Below are 16,562 nucleotides of genomic sequence, written 5' to 3'. Positions count from 1 at the left end.
CCCGCTGACTCCTCCCTGCGCGACGCCCGGACGGCCGCGCTCCACGCCGCCCGGCTGTACGTGTGCACGGACGCCCGCCGGAACCGGGGTGACCTCGAGGAGTTCCTGCACGCGGCGTACGCCGGCGGCGCGGACATCGTCCAGCTGCGGGACAAGAGCATCGACGCGGACGAGGAGATCGCCGCGCTGCGGCTGCTGGGCCGGGTCGCCGCCGAGTACGACGCCCTGTTCGCCGTCAACGACCGCGCCGACATCGCCGCCCTCGTGGGCGCCGACGTCTTCCACGTGGGCCAGCACGACCTCTCCCCCGCGCAGGCCCGGCAGCTGCTGGGCTCCGACGTGCTGATCGGGCGCTCCACCCACGACCTCGGCCAGGCCCGGGAGGCGCTGGAGGACCCGGACGTCGACTACTTCTGCACCGGCCCCGTCTGGGCCACGCCCACCAAGCCGGGGCGCCCCGCCACCGGCCTGGAGTTCGTCCGCGCGGTCGCCGAGCTCACGGAGGCCCGGCTCGCCGCGGGCCCGGAGGTCCTGCCCGTGCCGTGGTTCGCCATCGGCGGCATCGACGAGCCGCGGCTCCCGCAGGTGCTGGCGGCCGGGGCGCGCGGCGTCGTCGTCGTCCGCGCCGTCACCGAGGCCCCCGATCCCCGGGTCGCCGCGGGGCAGCTGCGCAGCCTGCTCCCCGCCTGATCCCTCCCCGGCTCCCCGCCTGCGCTCAGCACGTTCTGAGAGCATGGACCCACGGACGACGACGGAGGAGTGGCCCATGGACCCCGAGCTCGACCCCCAGGTGCGGCACGCGGTGGAGCGTCCCGCGGAGACCGCCCGCGGCCCGGAGGACGTGCAGCTGCGCGTCCGGCTGGCCGGTGAGCCCGCCCGCCGCGCGCTCGGCACCCACTGGGAGCAGGGCGCCCCGGAGGACGCCGCGCCGGGCGACGACCGGCTGGCCGCGGCCGTGCTGCTCGCCACCCTCTTCGGCGACACCTTCTGGCTGGAGCGCGCGGCCCGGCTGCCCAGCGACGTGCCGGGGTGCCCGTCCGCCCCGCCGAGCGGGCTGCTGGAGCTGACCCGGGTGCCGGGCGCCCGGGCGGCGCTGTCCTCGGTGCTCGAGCGCCCGCTGCTGACCGGGCTCCTGGAGTGGGGCACGAACCCCCTGCCGGAGCAGCCCCCGCTCGCCGTGGCGCGGGCCGCCCGGGACCTGGGCGTTCCCGACGACGGGCGCGTCTACAAGGTGGTGCGCCGCCGCGCCGAGCGCTTCCTGGCGCGGGAGCACGACGGCTCCGAGCCGCTCGAGCAGTTCGTGACCCTGCTGACCGAGGCGGAGAAGGGCCACCGCGAGGACGGCCCCGTGCTCTCGGGCGAGGCCCTGCCGCCGACGCCGGGCCCGGTCGCGGGACCGCCGCCCGCCCCGGCGCCGCCCGCGGCGGGCGGTCCCGGCGCAGGGTCGCCGCCACCGGAGGCCCCGCCCGCGGACCCGCCCGAGGCGCCGCGGTGGGGCGTGAGTCCCGCGACGCCGGCTCCCCCGCCGCCCGGGCAGTACCCCGGCCAGGGGGCTCCCGGTCAGGGCGCACCGGGATACGGCGGACCCGGGTACGGCGCCCCTCAGTACGGCGCTCCCGGGCACGGCGCCGAGCAGGGAACGCCCGCAGGACCGGGAGCGGGTGGGCAGGGACCCTCCGGACCGGTGTTCGGCCCCGGTCCGGGCGGCTGGCCGCCGCGCCCGGCCGAGCCCGAGGAGGACGACTCCGACAACCTCAAGGCCTGGGGCATCGTCTTCCTGGTGATCCTGGGCGTCATCGCCGCCCTGATCTTCGTCCTCTGACCGGTCCTCCGGCCACGGGGCTGCCACGGGGCCGCCACGGGTCCGCCGTGGCTCCGGCGCGGCTCGGGCCGCGGCGAGCGCGGACGGCGCGGCGGCCCGGTCACGGCGCCCGCGCCCGTGACCGGGCGGCCCCCGGAGAGTCCTACCGACCATTTACTTGCCTCGGAAAGCTTCTCGGGCTAGCATTGGGGACACATCAACCAATGCGCTGCCCACGCCGACGGAGAACCCCGAGATGCCGATCTTTCCCCAGAACCCCGCCCCCGAGAGCCTGACGAGGCGCCCTGCCGAGGACCTGCTGTCCGCCGGCACCCGCATGGGCGCCGTGGAGCTGCTGGTCTCCAACCTGGACACGATGGTCGCCTACTACTCGGATGCCATCACCCTCGACGTGCTCGCCCACTCCGGGGACACCGCGGTGCTGGGCCGGGACGGCCGGACAGTGATGCTGCTGCGCCAGGTCAAGGAGCTGCCGCCGGCCCGCCGCGGGCAGGCCGGGCTGTTCCATACCGCGGTGGTCTTCGAGGACGAGCCCGCCCTGGCCGCGGCGCTGGCGTCCGTGGCGACCGTGGCGCCCCGCTCCTTCACCGGCAGCGCCGACCACCTCTACAGCCAGGCCTTCTACTTCGACGACCCCGAGGGCAACGGCGTGGAGCTCTACGCCGACCGCCCCCGCGACACGTGGCGGCGGGAGGCCAACGGCCTCCTGACGCTGGCCTCCAACCCGCTGGACCCGAACGGCTTCCTGCAGGAGCACCTGGTCCCGCAGGACGGGCAGCGCCCGGCGGCGCCGCCCGCCACCCTGGGCCACGTCCACCTGCAGGTGGGCGACATCCCGCTGGGCCGGCAGTTCTACGTGGACGTCCTCGGCTTCGAGGTGATGAGCGACATCGGCTCCGCGCTGTTCATCGCCGCCGGCGGCTACCACCACCACATCGCGCTCAACACCTGGCAGAGCGCCGGGGCGGGCCCGCGCGCGGCCTCCCTGGGGCTGGGCCAGGTCAACATCGACCTGCCGGGCGCCGACGACGTCGCGGCCCTCGAGGCCCGGCTCGCGGACCACCGGGTCCCCACCCGGCACGACGGCGCCGTGCTGCGCTTCGAGGACCCCTGGAACACCCTGATCCAGGTGGGCGTCGCCGCCTGAGGCCCCTCCGCGCACGGGTGTGACCCCGGTCCTGCCAGGACCGGGGTCACACTCGCAACGGAGTCCTGTGGCTCAGCCGCCGGTGAGGAGCACCAGGGCGAAGTAGAAGACCGAGGGCACGAGCAGCACGCCCATCCCCGTGAAGAACGTCGCGGTCATGGCGCCGTACGGCACGAGCCGCTCGTCCGTGGCGGCCAGCCCGCCGGCCACTCCGGAGGTGGTGCCCATCAGCCCGCCGAACGCCATGGCCGACTTGTAGTTGTCGAGCTTGATCAGCGGGGCGATGAACGGCGTGCCGATCATCACGACCACGGACTTGACCAGGCCGGCGGCCACACTGAGCGCGATGACCTCGCTGCTCGCGCCCAGCGCCGTGCCGGTGACCGGGCCGACGATGTAGGTGGCCGCGCCGCCGCCGATCGTCGCCATGCTGACCGGGTCGGTGTACCCGAACCCGGCGGCGATGGCCGCACCGACGACGGCCGAGACGAAGACGCCCAGCAGCACGGCGAGCACCCCGGTGACGCCGGCCTTCTTGATCACGTCCAGGTCCACCCCGTAGGCGGTCGAGACGATGGCGAAGTCCCGCAGCATGGAGCCGCCCATGAGGCCGAGCCCGGCGAAGACCGCGATGTCCGCGAGCCCGCGCTCACCACCGGTGTGCAGGCCGCCGAAGTACGCGAGGACGAGGCCGACGGTGATGGCGATGGCCGAGCCCTGGAGCCGGCCGCGGGTCAGCCGCCGGGAGAAGTAGTTCGAGACCAGGATGAGCACCCCGACCACGAGGAACGCGAAGACGAGCCCGTTGGACTCCAGCAGTTCTGCGACGACGTCCATCAGGAGACCTCCTCCATCGCCTTGTCCTGCTCCCGGGGAGGCAGCGGGTCCGCCTGCCCCCCGATCCGGGCGAGCACCGGGACCAGCGCGGCCCCCGCGGTGAGCGCCGCGAGCCCGACCAGCAGCGCCATGGGGCCGCCGCTCACGGCGGAGACCACGTTCTGGGTGGCCGCCATGGCCACCACGATCGGGATGTACATCGCGCTCCAGAAGAACACCCCGTGCTCGGTCGCCGAGGGCAGCATGCCCGCCCGGCGCATCCGGTGGGTGACGAGCACGAGCAGGACCATGGCGAAGCCGACACCGCCCACATTGGCGTCGACCCCCAACAACAGCCCCAGGAATTCACCGATGAGCATTCCCGTCAGGAAGCACCCGGCCAGTACCGCTACGCCAGGGGCTGTGATGATCATGTCCGCCCCTCAGCCCTTCGGTCCGGTCGGTGCCTGCTGGAACAGCGCCGCGTGCTCCTGGCGCAGCGCCGCCTTCTGGATCTTGCCCATGACGTTCCGGGGCAGCTCGCCGGCGAACTCGACCCGCCGGGGCTGCTTGAACCGCGCCAGCCGCGGCCGGATGCTCTCGAGGATCTCCTCCGGGTCGGCCGGAGCGCCGTCCTGGGGCACGACGACGGCGACGGGCACCTCCCCGAGATCGGGGTGCGGCACGCCGACGACCGCGGACTCCCGCACGGCGGGGTGCTCGTCGATGAGCTCCTCGATCTCCTTGGGGTAGATGTTGTAGCCGCCCGAGATGATGAGGTCCTTGTCCCGCCCCACGATGGCGAGGTAGCCGTCGTCGTCGACCACGCCCAGGTCGCCGGTGACGAAGAACCCGTCGTCGGTGAACTCCTCGGCGGTCTTCTCCGGCTGGTTCCAGTACTCCCGGAACACGTTGGGGCCCGCGACCTGGATCGAGCCGACCTCCCCGGCCGGGAGCTCGGCGCTGCTCCCGCGCTCGGCCACGCGGATGCTGATGCCCGGCAGGGGCGGGCCGACGGTTCCGGCCCTGCGCTCACCGGCGTACGGGTTGGAGCACATCATGCCGGTCTCGGTCATGCCGTAGCGCTCGAGGATGGCGTGGCCGGTGCGGTCCTGCCACTCGTGGTGGGTCTCGGCGGTCAGGGGCGCCGACCCGCTGACGAACAGCCGCATGGTCCGCGTGCGCTCGGCCGTCAGGTCCGGGTGCCGGAGCAGACGGGTGTAGAACGTGGGCACCCCCATGAGCACCGTGGCCTCGGGCATCAGGTCGAGGACCGCCTGCGGGTCGAACTTCGGCAGGAAGTGCATGGTGGCCCCGGTGGTCACCGACATGTTGACGGCCACGAAGAGCCCGTGGATGTGGAAGATCGGCAGCGCGTGGATGAGCACGTCGTCGTGCGTGTACTGCCACGCCTCGGTCAGGGTGGCACAGTTGCTGGCGAGGTTGCGGTGGGTCAGCACGGCGCCCTTGGAGCGCCCGGTGGTGCCCGAGGTGTAGAGGATGGCCGCCGGCGCGTCGAGGTCCACGGCGGCCGGGGGCCCCGGGCGGGTGCTCCCCTGCTCGAAGAGCGTGCCGGTCCGGTGCGGGCCCATCGACAGGTAGCGGACGCCGTCCGGGCTGTTCCCGGCCAGCTCCTCCTCCTCGCCGGGGGTGCAGACGAACAGGGCCGGCCGGGCGTCCTCGACGAAGTACCGGAGCTCGCTGCCGGTGTACGCCGTGTTCAGCGGCAGGTAGATCGCGCCCACCCGCAGGGTGGCCAGGTAGAGCGCGACGACCTCGGGCAGCTTCTCGGTCCTGACCGCGACCCGGTCGCCGGGCCGCACGCCGAGCGCGGTCAGGGTGCCGGCCAGCTCCTCGGTCAGCGCGTGCACCGCGGCGTAGGTCAGCCGGCGCCCGTCCGGCTCGATGCTGAGCGCCTTCTCGCCGTGTCTCTCCACGGCGTCCTCGAACAGCTGGTGGATGGTCCTCATGTCGTCTCCTCGGTGGTGGTCGGTCGGTGGGCCGCTGCCGCGGCGCGGGACGCCGGGACGGCGACCCGTTCGGTGTCGTCCCTCGCGCGCTCGTCGCTGCCGCTGGGTGCGTCGTAGAGGTAATTGACCATGAGCCCGAAGGACTGGTCGAGAACGTGCGGCTCCGTGCTCGCCGGCCAGTTGATGCGGTCCAGCACGGCGCCGTTGCGCAGGTGGAACCGTGCCACGCGGTCCAGGGGTCTGCCGCGGCCGTCGGTGCTCTCCAGGAGGTAGCTGCGGGCCGCGGCCACGATCGCCGGCCGGACGGCCTCGACGGCGCCGGCCGGGGCTCCGGGGCGCAGGGCGGCGTCCGCCTCCGCGGCCAGGCGCCTCCCCCCGGTCCCGCCGGCCGGGCGCGTCTCGAGCCACCGGCGGAACCCCGGCACCGGCGAGAGCGTCACGAACGTGGTCACCTCCGGATCGTGCCGCCGCACGTGGGCGATCACCTGCTTGATGAGGTGGTTGCCGAACGGGATGCCGCGCAGCCCCGGGAACGTGTTGTTGATGGAGTACAGCGTCGCCACCGTCCGGCCGGAGCCCTGCCGCGCCCGGTCGAGGTCGGTGATGAAGTCCGTGGAGGAGGGGATCTCCTCGGTCACGGCCACCTCCACGAAGATCAGCGGGCGGTCCCCCATGGAGGGGTGCAGGAAGGCGAAGCACTGGCGGTCCGCCGGCTGGAGCCGGGACCGCAGGTCCGCCCAGCCGCCGAGCGGGTGCACGGACTCGTACTCGAGGACGTGCTCCACGAGCGAGCTCGGCGAGTCCCAGGAGAGCTCGTGCAGCTTGAGGAAGCCGGCGTTGAACCAGGACCGGAACAGGTGCAGGAAGTCCTGGTCCACCGGCTCGAGCTCCGGGTGCTCGGCCAGCACCGCCAGGAAGCGCGAGCGCATGGAGACGAGACGGAAGGTGCCGTCCTCCGCGAGGTTCAGGGCGCGCAGCAGCGCCTGGCGCGGCGACTCGCTGGCCGCGTGCAGCCGCTGGGCCGACTGCTGGGAGGGCGCGTCCTGCCACCGGGCGATGGCGTCGTCCACGGCGGCCGGGGCCGCCCCCAGGTCGCCGTGGAGGTGGCGGAAGAACGCGAGCTGCCCCTCGGGGCCGAGCCCTTCGAACCCGTCCAGCACGGCGGAGGCCAGGGTCGGCTTGAAGTGGCCGTCGCCGACGTCGAGCAGCGCGGCGCACTGCTCGGTCAGCCGCCTCGGCAGATGGGGTGACGCGTCCATGGTCAGCTCCTGACGGGAATGATGTGTACATCTCGAGCGCTGTTGTATATATCACTGCACTGTAGAGCATTCGTGTGAGCTGCACCACAGCTCGGCTGGGATAGATTTGGACCACTCGTCGAAGGAGCAACGATGACCGAAGCCGTGCGCGTGCGGCGGGGCCTGGAGGAGGCCATCGTCGCCGGCCGCTACCGCCCCGGCGACAAGCTGGACCTGACGAGCATCTCCGCCGAGTACGGGTGCTCCCGGACCCCGGTCCGCGACGCGCTCCAGCACCTCAGCAACTCGGGGATGGTGCAGATCCGGCCCAAGCACGGGACCTTCGTCTCCCGCCTGGGCGTGCGCGAACTCGCGGAGCGGTTCGAGGTCATGGCGGACCTGGAGGGCCTCTGTGCCGAGCTGGCCGCCCGGCGGATGCCCCCCGGGACGGCCGCGGAGATGACCGCGACGCTCGAGGCGTGCCGGCGCTTCGTACAGGAGGGCGACCCGGACGGCTACTACGACGCCAACAGCCGCTTCCACCGGGCGATCTACGCGGGCTCCGGCAACGAGTTCCTGCGCGCGGAGGCGGAGAAGCTGCAGGGCGCCCTGGAGGTCTACCGCCGCCTCCAGCTGCGCGTGGGCGACCGGATGGCCAGGAGCCTGGACGAGCACCGGGCGATCGCGGAGGCCGTCCTGGCGCACGACCCGGAGACGGCCCGGGCGCAGGCGCGGGCGCACGTGCAGATCCAAGCAGACGAGTACACCGAACTGGTCCTGAGGAGCGAGACATGAGCAGCGGCGACGACACCACCGGCAAGGACTTCGACGAGGCCGTCAACATGACCGCCGGGCAGCTGTCGGACTGGCTGGAGACCGAGGAGTCCGCCTCGGTGGGCCAGGACGACGGTGGGGAGTCGGTGGGCCACCGCTCCGGGCGGCGCATCGTGGAGATCCTGCGGACGCCGGAGGGTGAGCGCACGGACGCCGACCACGAGCACATGCGCAAGGTCGTCGGCTACGTCCACCGCCACCTGGCCCAGCGGCCCGACGGGGACGTGCGCGAGACCCGGTGGCGCTACTCCCTCATGAACTGGGGGCACGACCCGCTCGAGGACTGAGCCGCCCGGCCCCATTCGCGCGGGCGAGCGGGAGGCCCACAATATTGCAGTTGTGCAAAAAGTGCAGAAGTGCAAGAATATGGGCATGCCCACCGATCCTGCCCCCACCCTGCGCGCCCGCAAGAAGGCCGAGACCTGGTCCGCGATCCACGAGGCGGCCGCAGCCCTCGCGGTCGAGCACGGGGTCGAGGGCACCACGGTGGAGGCCGTCGCCGCCGCGGCCGGAGTCTCCCCGCGCACCTTCTTCAACTACTTCCCCGCCAAGGAGGACGCCGTCCTGGGCATGCGGGCCCCCTCGCTGGACCCGGCGCTCCTGGAGGGCTTCTCCCTCGGGCACGACCTGCTGGGCCAGGTCTCGCGCCTGCTCCTGGCCGTGTCCCGCAGCGCCTACGCGGGCCCGGACGCCGAGCGGCGCCGGAGGCTCCTGCAGGACCATCCGAGCCTGGGCCGCCGCCGGCACGAGCTGATGCTCGAGGCCGAGGCCCTGGTGCGCCACACCCTCGCGGAGCTGCTCGCCCGGGAGCCGGAGTGGTCCCCCGGGATCGGGGAGCACCCCGTGGACGAGGTCGCCCGGATGCTGGTGCTCCTCGCCGGGGTCCCCCTGCGCTTCGCCATCACCGCCGAGGGCTACTCCCCGGCACGCGGGCTGCCGACCGAGGACCACGAGTCGGCGCTCGCCCTCTTCCACCGCCTCCAGGAGAAGCTCTCATGACCCGCACCCCCACCCACCGGACCGAGCAGGCCACCGGCTCCCGGCACCTCGTGCTGCTCTTCGTGGGCCTCATGCTCTCCATGCTGCTGGCCGCGCTCAACCAGACCGTGCTCAGCACCGCGCTGCCCACGATCGTGGGCGAGCTCAACGGGGTCGACGAGATGCTGTGGGTGATCACCGCCTACATCCTGGCCTCGACCATCATGATGCCCGTCTACGGCAAGCTCGGGGACCTGATGGGCCGCAAGCCCCTGCTCCTGGGCGCGATCCTGGTGTTCATGGCCGGCTCCGTGATCGGCGCGCTCGCGGGCAGCATCGAGGTCCTCATCGCCGCCCGCGCCGTCCAGGGCCTCGGCGGCGGCGGGCTGATCATCCTCTCCCAGGCCGCCATCGCCGACGTGGTCCCCGCCCGGGAGCGCGGCAAGTACATGGGCGTCATGGGCGGCGTCTTCGCCCTCGCCTCGGTGGCCGGCCCGCTGCTGGGCGGGTTCTTCACCGAAGGTCCCGGCTGGCGCTGGGTCTTCTGGATCAACATCCCGCTCGGGCTCCTGGCGCTGGCCGGGGCCGTCCTGTTCCTCAAGCTCCCCCGGCACAGCGGCCGGCCGCGCCTGGACATCGGCGGCATGGCGCTGCTGGCCGTGGCCACGACCTGCCTGGTGCTGTTCGCCACCTGGGGCGGCGGCAAGTACGCCTGGACCGACCCCGTGATCCTCGGCCTGATCGCCGGGACGCTCGTGACCTCCGCGGCCTTCGTGGCCGTGGAACGGCGCACCGCCGAGCCGATCATCCCGATGCACCTGTTCCGCGAGCGCAACTTCGTCCTCACCACCCTGGCCGGACTGCTCACCGGCGTGGCGATGTTCGGGGCCCTCGGCTACCTGCCCACCTACCTGCAGATGGTCTTCGGCATCGACGCCACCCGCTCCGGGCTGCTGATGGTGCCGATGATGGGCACCATGCTCCTGACCTCGGTGCTCGCCGGGCGGGCGGTGAGCCGGACGGGCCGCTACAAGTGGCTGCCGGTGGCCGGGAGCGTGCTCGTGGCCGTGGCCATGGGTCTGCTCGCGACCCTGACCTCCGAGCAGGGCGTGTGGCACGTGTGCCTCTACATCTCGGTCCTGGGCCTCGGCCTGGGCCTGTCCATGCAGGTGCTGGTGCTGATCGTGCAGAACACCTTCCCGCTGCGGCAGGTCGGCACCGCCACCGCGGCGAACAACTTCTTCCGCCAGATCGGCGCCACCCTGGGCTCGGGCGTGGTCGGCAGCGTCTTCGCGGGCCGGCTGGCCGATCTGCTGGCCGAGCGCCTGCCGGCGGCCGCGCTCGAGGGCGGCGCGGGCGGGACCAACTCGCTGACCCCTGCCGTGGTCGCCTCGCTCCCCCAGGCGCTGCAGGACCCCATCGTGACCTCCTACAACGACGCCCTGACCCCCATCTTCCTGTGGATCATGCCCCTGGGGCTGCTCGCGGCCGCCCTGCTGTGCTTCGTGACCGAGAAGCCGCTGGCCACGACGATCGAGCAGGACGTCGAGCCCGAGGCGCTCGCCGAGGGCCGCCTCGGGGGCGCCGCCGGTCCGCCGGCCGGCCTGCCGACCGGCGGACCGGCGACGAGGACCGGGACACCGGAGGACGCGGTGCCCGCACGTCGCGCGAGGGCCCGGCCACCCGCGAACCCGCCGCCTCCGCCCGATAGCCGGGGCGCGGCAGCGGCGGCCCAGCCGCCCGTGGCCCGCGCGTCGCGACCCGATGGTTCCGGCTCGCCCGGTGCGGCCCGGCCGGCGTGGCCCGCCCGTGCCCTGCGCCCGCGGACGCTCGCCAGAGCCCCGATCCGTCGGTAGGTTGGGCCCCACACCCGGGAGTGCCCGGCCGCCGAGGGCGTGCCGCGGCGGCCGGGACCGGCGCGAGGGTGCACGGACGCCGGCGCGGACGAGCACGGGAGAAGGAGCAGCTGATGGGTCTGAGCAAGGGCACCAAGGTCACGTGGAACACCCCGCAGGGCACCACCGAGGGCACCGTGGTCGAGAAGAGGACCGAGGACTTCGAGTTCGACGGCCGCACGTACCGCGCGAGCGCGGACGACCCGCACTACATCGTGGAGTCCGCCGACACCGGGGCCCGTGCGACCCACAAGGCGGACGCCCTGACCGAGGCGTGACGCCGCGGGCCGGGCACCGCGCTCAGTCGCGGACGCCGGGCGTGCCCCAGACGAACGGGCCGAAGGACGGGCCGACCGGTTCGAGGTACTCGACGTCGGCCGCCGGGATCAGGGCACCCGGGGTGTAGCCGTCGACCTCGCAGCGGACCAGCACGACCATCCCGAGCTCGACCGGCTCGTAGGGGGCGCACAGCACCGCCTCACCGGCGCGGAGGTCCAGGCCGGCGCGGTCGGTGCGCATGCGGTACCGGGCGACGTGGGAGACGGTGATCGACGCGACCGGCTCGACGGCCGGACCCACGCCGATGCCCGGGAGGACGTCGAGGGGACCGGTGTCGTCGGGAACGGGGCTCAGTGCGGAAAGACTCATGGCGGGGATCTCCAGTCGTGGGAGCGCACGGGGACCTGCTGAGGTCCCGGTGCCGGGCGGGGTGCTCGACCACGCTGTCCCTGTCCATGATAGAGATCCACGTCACACGGGGGAAGAGTCCTTCGCATCGGTCCACGCGCCGCGGCCCGTGGTGCACGGACGTGCAGGCAGCCGGGCCTGGGACCCGCTCAGCGGATCCCGGCGAGGCGGCCCGCGCGCTCCGCCCCGAGGTGGGCCTGGCGGCCGGCGCCGACGATGCCGGCCGCGTTGCGCAGCTGCGCGGGGGCCACGCGGGCGCGCAGCCGCAGGTGGGGCAGGAACTCCTGGTGCCGCTCGCTGATGCCCCCGCCGAGGACGATCAGGTCCGGGGAGATCAGACGCTCGAGGTGGGACAGGTAGCGCTGGAGCCGGTCCGTGTAGGTCGGCCAGTCCAGCGCCTCCACCGTCCGGGCGGAGGCGCCGGCCCAGCCGTCCACGTCGCGGCCGTCCAGCCAGACGTGGCCGAACTCGCTGTTGGGGATCAGCTCCCCGTCCAGGAACAGCGCCGAGCCGATCCCCGTGCCCAGCGTGATCACCAGCACCGTGCCCCGGGCGTCCCGGGCGGCGCCGAAGCGCACCTCGGCCAGCCCGGCGGCGTCGGCGTCGTTGAGCACCGCGACCTGCCGCCCCAGCCCGGTGGCGAGCAGCTCCCGGGCGTCCGCGCCGATCCAGGAGTCGTCGAGATGGGCGGCCGAGCGGGCGATGCCGTGGTCGATGATGGCCGGGACGCCCACGCCGACCCCGGTCAGGGGCCGGCCCAGCTCCGGCGCGTCCTCCAGCCCCACCAGGACCCCGCGGAGGGCGGCCACCACTGCCGCCGGAGTCGCCGGCGCGGGCGTGGGCACCCGGCGGACGGGGCCGACGGTGGTGCCGCGGACCGGGTCCACGACCGCGTACTTGATGGTCGTCCCGCCGATGTCCACCCCGAGACAGCGGGCGTCGTCGTCGCCCCCGCCGGGAACGGGCGGGGGGACGGTCGGGGGCGTCCGGAAGGACGGCAGGGCACAGGTCATCTCACGGTCCTGGATCGAGGCGGGAGCGGCGCGCCCTCGCACGGGCAGCGCCTGGTCGACTGTACAACCGGGCGGGGACGGCAATTATTCTCCGGGCCCTGCTCCTCGGCCGGGGCGCCCCGGCCGGCCCCGGGATGCGCCCCGGTCGTGCTCGGCGCCGCGGACCCCCGGACCCTCGGCCGGGGCCGGCTCCTGCCGGGCCCCGGCCGGACCGTCCGCGTGCAGATGGGCGCGCTCGCCGTCGTGGTCGAGCACGGTGAGGATCTCCACCGGCCCGCCCTGCGCCACGATGGCGTGCGGGACCATCGTGGAGAACTGCGCCGCCTGACCCGCCTCGACCACGATCACCCGCTCCCCCAGGTGCAGGCGGGCGGTCCCCGAGAGCACGGTGAACCAGTCCCGGCCGGGGTGCACCGCGAGCCGCTCCGGGGCGGGCGGGCGGCCCGGCAGGATGCGCATCTTGGCCACGGTCATCCCGTGCAGCGCCCGCTCGGTGGACAGCAACCACGTGGTCAGCCCCGGCGTGCTGCTGGGCTGCGGGCGGATCACGACGTCCTCGTCCTCGGGGGACTCCACGAGCTGGTCCAGCGAGGTGTCGAGCGCGCGGGCGATGGGCACCAGCTGGTCCAGGGCGATCCGGCGGTGCCCGGTCTCGAGCCGGCTCAGCGTGGACGGGCTGAGCCGGCACCGGGCCGCGAGCGCGTCCAGGGACCAGCCGCGCGCCAGCCGGAGGCCGCGGATGCGCCGGCGGATCACGGCGTCCAGGTCCAGTTCTTGCGTCATGAGCAAGATGCTATGTCTTGTACGCACAGTGCGTCTACCGTGGTGCTGTGGCCGGGAGTTCCCGGCCGGACGAGAGCGCAGGAAAGCCTGAGGTGTGCCATGAGCCCGGAACCGACCCATGACGTGGTGGTCGTCGGCGGCGGCGCCGCCGGCCTGAGTGCCGCCGTGGCCCTGGCGCGCTCGCGGCGCTCGGTGGTCGTGGTGGACGCCGGCGAACCGCGCAACGCCCCGGCCGCCGGCGCGCACAACCTCCTCGGCCGCGAGGGGATCCCGCCGCTGGAGCTGCTGGCCGCCGGCCGGCGCGAGGCGGAGCAGTACGGGGCGCGGATCGTGGCCGGCCGGGCCGTGACCGCCCGGGCCGAGGCGGACGGGTTCACGCTCGGCCTCGCGGGCGGCGGCGTGCTGCGGGCGCGACGGCTGCTGCTCGCCACCGGGCTGGTCGACGAGCTCCCCGACGTGCCCGGGGTGGCCGAGCTGTGGGGGCGCAGCGTGCTGCACTGCCCCTACTGCCACGGCTGGGAGGTCCGCGGCCGGCGCATCGGGGTGCTCGGCGCGGTGCCCATGAGCATCCACCAGACGCTGCTGTTCCGGCAGCTCAGCGAGGACGTCACCCTCTTCCCGCACCGGATGCCGGATCCCGGCGCCGAGGCGTGGGATCAGCTCGACGCCCTGGGGGTCCGGGTGGTCGAGGGACCCGTCCGGCGGCTGCGCCTCGAGGAGGGCGCGCTGCGCGCGGTGGTCCTCGACGACGGCCGGGAGGTCCCGGTGGACGCCGTGGTCGTGGCGCCCCGGTTCGTGGCCCGGGCGGAGCTCTACGAGCAGCTCGGCGGCACCCTGACCGACCACCCCGCCGGGACGCTGATCGCCACGGGCCCGATGGGCGCCACCGAGGTCCCCGGGGTGTGGGCGGCCGGCAACGCCGGTGATCTCTCGGCCATGGTCTCCTCCGCCGCGGGAGCGGGGCTCGGCGCGGCCGCGGCGATCAACGCGGACCTCGTGGCCGAGGACGCGGCCGCCGCCGTGCGGGCCCGGGCGGCCGTGTGACGTCGGCGGGGTCCGGCCGGACGCACCGGCCGGACCCCGCCGCACCGTGGGACGGGATCAGCCCGCGAAGACCTCGGTGCGGAACGACATCTGCGGTCGCTCCTCGACGACCTCGAAGGTCAGCCACTCGGTGCTCTCGCGTCCGTGGCGGTCCGTGGCCGTCACCTCCGCGGTGTGCACGCCGGGCTCCAGGTCGGCCGGGAGCTCGAGCTGCCAGAGATGGGTCGTGCTCCGGGCGACGTGGTAGCCCGGCCGCGGGGCCGCCGGGCCGGCCTGGATCCCGTAGAAGGCCTGGAACCCCTGGGCGTCCTCGTTCCCGGAGGTGGACTCGAAGGCGTGGCGGGCGATCATCAGCTGGCGGGTGGCCGCGTAGGGGTCCGCCACCTCGGCGCCCTGGGCCTTCTCCTCGCCGGCGCCGGGCTGGGTGTGGGTGGTCTCCAGCGGCTCCCCGCCGTCGACGGACATGGTCACGCGGGTCTCCCGGGTGCCGTTCCACACGTTGGCGGACAGCCGGGTGCCGCCCCGCAGGTCCTCGGCCGTGACCATGCCGGGGTCCCCGAGGTCGTTGACGTTCACCGGGGGCACGGCGTCCCAGTTGCCCAGGTTGGCCTCGCCCCACGCGGCGAGGGTGTTGTACCAGTCCCGCCAGTACGGGGAGTTCACGGCCAGTCCCATCCGGTCCCCGTCGCGGCCGATCGCGTGGAAGTTCTCCCGGTAGCCGGTGCCCTGCACGTCGAGCGAGAACCAGCCGGGCGGGGCCCCGTCCCGCTGCAGCGCCATGGGCACGCCGTCGACATCGAGGTCGCCGATGTACCAGTCGCCGCTCGGGGCGCCGGCCACGATGTGGTGGAAGGGCAGCTCCTGGACGCCCGCCGACTCCTGCCACCCGGCCACAGTGGTGCCGGCCGTCATGTTCTCGACCGAGTGGGTGTGCCCGGAGAAGGAGATCGCCTCGCGGCCCTCGAGCAGGGCGTAGAGCTCCGTGACGTCGTCGGTCTGGTGCATGGTGCTGGAGGAGTCGGCGTAGGAGACCAGCGGCACGTGCGTGGCGACGACCACGAGCTTGTCCTCCGGCACCGTGGCGAGGTCCGCCTCGATCCAGGCCAGGGTCTCCTCGCCGAGGACGCCGTTGTACTGGGGGTCGTTCTCCGGGTCGGCGCACTGGCCGTGCCTGCCGTCGGCGTTCTCCTCGGGCCGGCACGGGTAGGAGAGGTTGTTCAGTCCGACGACGTGCACCTCGCCCACGTCGTAGGAGAAGTTCTCCGGGCCGACGTGCTGCTTGAAGGTGTCGAAGGACTCCTCGGGGTCCGTGGAGTCGATGTCGTAGTCGTGGTTGCCCGGCACCGCGCGGATCGGGGCTCCGGCGCCGGAGAGGTTCTCCTTCAGCCGCGGGTACAGCCCCAGGTCGCCGCCGGCCAGGTCGCCCAGCAGGAGCAGGCCGCAGTCCTCCAGGTCCTGGCGCGCGGCGAGGTCCCGCACCAGCCCGGTGCGGGCGAAGCCGATCTCCTGGTGGGAGTAGGTCTGCACGTCGCCCAGGAACCCGCAGGTCTGGTCCCGGCGAGCGCTGTCCTCGTTGCGCGCCAGGGGGAAGTTCAGGGCGTCGGGGGCCTCCCCCGTGGCGGCCAGACCGCCGAACCGCAGGTCCTGGGCGGTGCCCTCGGGCTCGTGGTGGTAGTGGAACCGGGCGAAGTTCGTCTCGTCGACCGGGGTGTCCCAGCCGGCGGGCTTGGTGACGAACACGGTCTGCCCCTCGGCCAGCGGCAGCTCCCAGTACCCCCGTTGGTCGGTGCGCACCACGTCCCGGCCGTTGGACACGGCGACGCCCTCCAGGCCCTCCTCGTGCTCCTGCCGGACGCTGTCCCTGTTGCTGTCGTCGAACACGTGGCCGCTGATCCGCCCGGCGGAACCGTCGGCGTCCGCACCGTCGCGCAGCACCTCGGGTCCGCCCACGTAGGCCGTGGGGTCGACGTCGTCGGCCTGCCCCTGGGGCTCCTCCCGGCCGTGGCCCACCCCCGGGGACGGGTGCTCCGCGACCGCAGGAACCGGATCGGCGGGGAGCCGGGGAAGGACTGTTGCGGCTGCCGGTGCCAGCACGACCAGGACGGCGGTGCCGGACAGCAGAAGTCGGCGCAGGGCGATGGCTGGCATGGTGCCGCCTCCGGGATCGGTCGGTCACGTGCGGTCCAGACTAGAAGAGATCCCGCAGAACATGCCCGGAAGGACATAAACCGGCCCTTCACAGATGAGCATGGGTAGGTGTCTTTCTCCACGGCCGGTGACCGCCGGCGGCGAGCAGGGCTCGTAGGCGGTAGTTGTCGAAGTTGCGGAAGCCCCG

The 16,562-nt window shown here is 73.8% G+C and carries 17 protein-coding genes; 9 read left to right on the top strand and 8 right to left on the bottom strand.

Annotated features, from left to right (window positions below; genetic code table 11):
* The first annotated feature begins 60 nt into the window (after positions 1-60).
* From thiE to ACPYN7_RS16075, 3 genes are all read left to right on the top strand, one after another.
* A complete protein-coding gene (gene thiE / locus ACPYN7_RS16085) occupies positions 61-690 on the top strand; it encodes a thiamine phosphate synthase (protein ID WP_424348332.1) in 630 nt (209 codons plus the stop codon).
* Between the two features lie 76 nt (positions 691-766).
* On the top strand, positions 767-1,822 hold the full coding sequence (locus tag ACPYN7_RS16080) for a hypothetical protein (RefSeq protein WP_058874238.1): 1,056 nt from the start codon (positions 767-769) through the stop codon (positions 1,820-1,822).
* A 235-nt stretch (positions 1,823-2,057) separates the two neighbouring features.
* Positions 2,058-2,969: a VOC family protein gene (locus ACPYN7_RS16075; RefSeq protein WP_424348310.1), complete on the top strand. Its 912-nt coding sequence runs from the start codon at positions 2,058-2,060 to the stop codon at positions 2,967-2,969.
* 72 nt (positions 2,970-3,041) lie between these two features.
* Here ACPYN7_RS16075 and madM read toward each other — a convergent pair whose 3' ends face one another.
* Genes madM through ACPYN7_RS16055 form a run of 4 tightly spaced genes read right to left on the bottom strand, consistent with a single transcriptional unit; the run spans position 3,042 to position 7,014 of the window.
* Positions 3,042-3,806 (bottom strand): malonate transporter subunit MadM, encoded by a 765-nt coding sequence (gene madM, locus ACPYN7_RS16070; RefSeq protein WP_368827170.1) that lies wholly within the window; start codon positions 3,804-3,806, stop codon positions 3,042-3,044.
* The gene (gene madL / locus ACPYN7_RS16065; RefSeq protein WP_424348309.1) at positions 3,806-4,219 is read right to left on the bottom strand and encodes a malonate transporter subunit MadL; all 414 of its coding nucleotides are present in this window, start codon (positions 4,217-4,219) and stop codon (positions 3,806-3,808) included. Before madL ends, madM begins: the two co-directional genes overlap by 1 nt.
* 9 nt (positions 4,220-4,228) lie before the next feature.
* Entirely contained in the window at positions 4,229-5,755 is a 1,527-nt protein-coding gene (locus ACPYN7_RS16060; protein ID WP_424348308.1) for an AMP-binding protein, read from the bottom strand.
* Positions 5,752-7,014 (bottom strand): malonyl-CoA decarboxylase domain-containing protein, encoded by a 1,263-nt coding sequence (locus ACPYN7_RS16055; RefSeq protein WP_424348307.1) that lies wholly within the window; start codon positions 7,012-7,014, stop codon positions 5,752-5,754. The genes ACPYN7_RS16060 and ACPYN7_RS16055 overlap by 4 nt, the downstream gene beginning before the upstream one ends.
* 132 nt (positions 7,015-7,146) lie before the next feature.
* Between ACPYN7_RS16055 and ACPYN7_RS16050 the strand changes: the two genes are divergently transcribed.
* The 5 genes from ACPYN7_RS16050 (at position 7,147) to ACPYN7_RS16030 (ending at position 10,978) form a co-directional block, all read left to right on the top strand.
* Complete coding sequence (locus ACPYN7_RS16050) at positions 7,147-7,788, top strand: GntR family transcriptional regulator (RefSeq protein ID WP_424348306.1); 642 nt, start codon at positions 7,147-7,149, stop codon at positions 7,786-7,788.
* Entirely contained in the window at positions 7,785-8,114 is a 330-nt protein-coding gene (locus ACPYN7_RS16045; protein ID WP_424348305.1) for a DUF3140 domain-containing protein, read from the top strand. Before ACPYN7_RS16050 ends, ACPYN7_RS16045 begins: the two co-directional genes overlap by 4 nt.
* Before the next feature lie 85 nt (positions 8,115-8,199).
* Positions 8,200-8,826: a TetR family transcriptional regulator gene (locus ACPYN7_RS16040; RefSeq protein ID WP_424348304.1), complete on the top strand. Its 627-nt coding sequence runs from the start codon at positions 8,200-8,202 to the stop codon at positions 8,824-8,826.
* Positions 8,823-10,661 carry an MDR family MFS transporter gene (locus ACPYN7_RS16035; protein WP_424348303.1) on the top strand — a complete coding sequence of 613 codons (1,839 nt, stop codon included), beginning with the start codon at positions 8,823-8,825 and terminating at the stop codon, positions 10,659-10,661. The genes ACPYN7_RS16040 and ACPYN7_RS16035 overlap by 4 nt, the downstream gene beginning before the upstream one ends.
* A gap of 113 nt (positions 10,662-10,774) precedes the next feature.
* Positions 10,775-10,978, top strand: coding sequence for a DUF2945 domain-containing protein (locus tag ACPYN7_RS16030; protein WP_424348302.1), 204 nt, complete (start codon positions 10,775-10,777; stop codon positions 10,976-10,978).
* A gap of 22 nt (positions 10,979-11,000) precedes the next feature.
* Here the strand turns inward: ACPYN7_RS16030 and ACPYN7_RS16025 are convergent, their stop codons facing one another.
* The 3 genes from ACPYN7_RS16025 to ACPYN7_RS16015 form a co-directional block, all read right to left on the bottom strand.
* Positions 11,001-11,348: a hypothetical protein gene (locus ACPYN7_RS16025; protein ID WP_424348301.1), complete on the bottom strand. Its 348-nt coding sequence runs from the start codon at positions 11,346-11,348 to the stop codon at positions 11,001-11,003.
* A gap of 188 nt (positions 11,349-11,536) precedes the next feature.
* Positions 11,537-12,400: a polyphosphate--glucose phosphotransferase gene (ppgK, locus tag ACPYN7_RS16020; RefSeq protein WP_424348300.1), complete on the bottom strand. Its 864-nt coding sequence runs from the start codon at positions 12,398-12,400 to the stop codon at positions 11,537-11,539.
* 84 nt (positions 12,401-12,484) lie between these two features.
* The gene (locus ACPYN7_RS16015; protein ID WP_424348299.1) at positions 12,485-13,183 is read right to left on the bottom strand and encodes a helix-turn-helix domain-containing protein; all 699 of its coding nucleotides are present in this window, start codon (positions 13,181-13,183) and stop codon (positions 12,485-12,487) included.
* 99 nt (positions 13,184-13,282) lie between these two features.
* Between ACPYN7_RS16015 and ACPYN7_RS16010 the strand changes: the two genes are divergently transcribed.
* A complete protein-coding gene (locus tag ACPYN7_RS16010) occupies positions 13,283-14,227 on the top strand; it encodes an NAD(P)/FAD-dependent oxidoreductase (protein WP_424348298.1) in 945 nt (314 codons plus the stop codon).
* A 57-nt stretch (positions 14,228-14,284) separates the two neighbouring features.
* On the opposite strand, the gene ACPYN7_RS16005 is transcribed toward ACPYN7_RS16010, so the two are convergent.
* Positions 14,285-16,375 carry a calcineurin-like phosphoesterase C-terminal domain-containing protein gene (locus ACPYN7_RS16005; RefSeq protein WP_424348297.1) on the bottom strand — a complete coding sequence of 697 codons (2,091 nt, stop codon included), beginning with the start codon at positions 16,373-16,375 and terminating at the stop codon, positions 14,285-14,287.
* Between the last annotated feature and the right edge of the window lie 187 nt (positions 16,376-16,562).

This window comes from Kocuria sp. CH-021 (assembly GCF_049716185.1).
In the GTDB taxonomy this organism is placed as follows: domain Bacteria; phylum Actinomycetota; class Actinomycetes; order Actinomycetales; family Micrococcaceae; genus Kocuria; species Kocuria cellulosilytica.
The sequence above is the reverse complement of the archived record's forward strand: the minus strand, read 5'-3'. Positions and strand labels throughout refer to the sequence as shown.

Bases quoted from the DNA above. Each gene is read 5' to 3' on its own strand.
- ACPYN7_RS16080 (WP_058874238.1), top strand. From the start codon at position 767: ATGGACCCCGAGCTCGACCCCCAGGTGCGGCACGCGGTGGAGCGTCCC.
- ACPYN7_RS16075 (WP_424348310.1), top strand. From the start codon at position 2,058: ATGCCGATCTTTCCCCAGAACCCCGCCCCCGAGAGCCTGACGAGGCGC.
- madM (WP_368827170.1), bottom strand. From the start codon at position 3,806: ATGGACGTCGTCGCAGAACTGCTGGAGTCCAACGGGCTCGTCTTCGCG.
- madL (WP_424348309.1), bottom strand. From the start codon at position 4,219: ATGATCATCACAGCCCCTGGCGTAGCGGTACTGGCCGGGTGCTTCCTG.
- ACPYN7_RS16060 (WP_424348308.1), bottom strand. From the start codon at position 5,755: ATGAGGACCATCCACCAGCTGTTCGAGGACGCCGTGGAGAGACACGGC.
- ACPYN7_RS16055 (WP_424348307.1), bottom strand. From the start codon at position 7,014: ATGGACGCGTCACCCCATCTGCCGAGGCGGCTGACCGAGCAGTGCGCC.
- ACPYN7_RS16050 (WP_424348306.1), top strand. From the start codon at position 7,147: ATGACCGAAGCCGTGCGCGTGCGGCGGGGCCTGGAGGAGGCCATCGTC.
- ACPYN7_RS16045 (WP_424348305.1), top strand. From the start codon at position 7,785: ATGAGCAGCGGCGACGACACCACCGGCAAGGACTTCGACGAGGCCGTC.
- ACPYN7_RS16040 (WP_424348304.1), top strand. From the start codon at position 8,200: ATGCCCACCGATCCTGCCCCCACCCTGCGCGCCCGCAAGAAGGCCGAG.
- ACPYN7_RS16035 (WP_424348303.1), top strand. From the start codon at position 8,823: ATGACCCGCACCCCCACCCACCGGACCGAGCAGGCCACCGGCTCCCGG.
- ACPYN7_RS16030 (WP_424348302.1), top strand. From the start codon at position 10,775: ATGGGTCTGAGCAAGGGCACCAAGGTCACGTGGAACACCCCGCAGGGC.
- ACPYN7_RS16025 (WP_424348301.1), bottom strand. From the start codon at position 11,348: ATGAGTCTTTCCGCACTGAGCCCCGTTCCCGACGACACCGGTCCCCTC.
- ppgK (WP_424348300.1), bottom strand. From the start codon at position 12,400: ATGACCTGTGCCCTGCCGTCCTTCCGGACGCCCCCGACCGTCCCCCCG.
- ACPYN7_RS16015 (WP_424348299.1), bottom strand. From the start codon at position 13,183: ATGACGCAAGAACTGGACCTGGACGCCGTGATCCGCCGGCGCATCCGC.
- ACPYN7_RS16010 (WP_424348298.1), top strand. From the start codon at position 13,283: ATGAGCCCGGAACCGACCCATGACGTGGTGGTCGTCGGCGGCGGCGCC.
- ACPYN7_RS16005 (WP_424348297.1), bottom strand. From the start codon at position 16,375: ATGCCAGCCATCGCCCTGCGCCGACTTCTGCTGTCCGGCACCGCCGTC.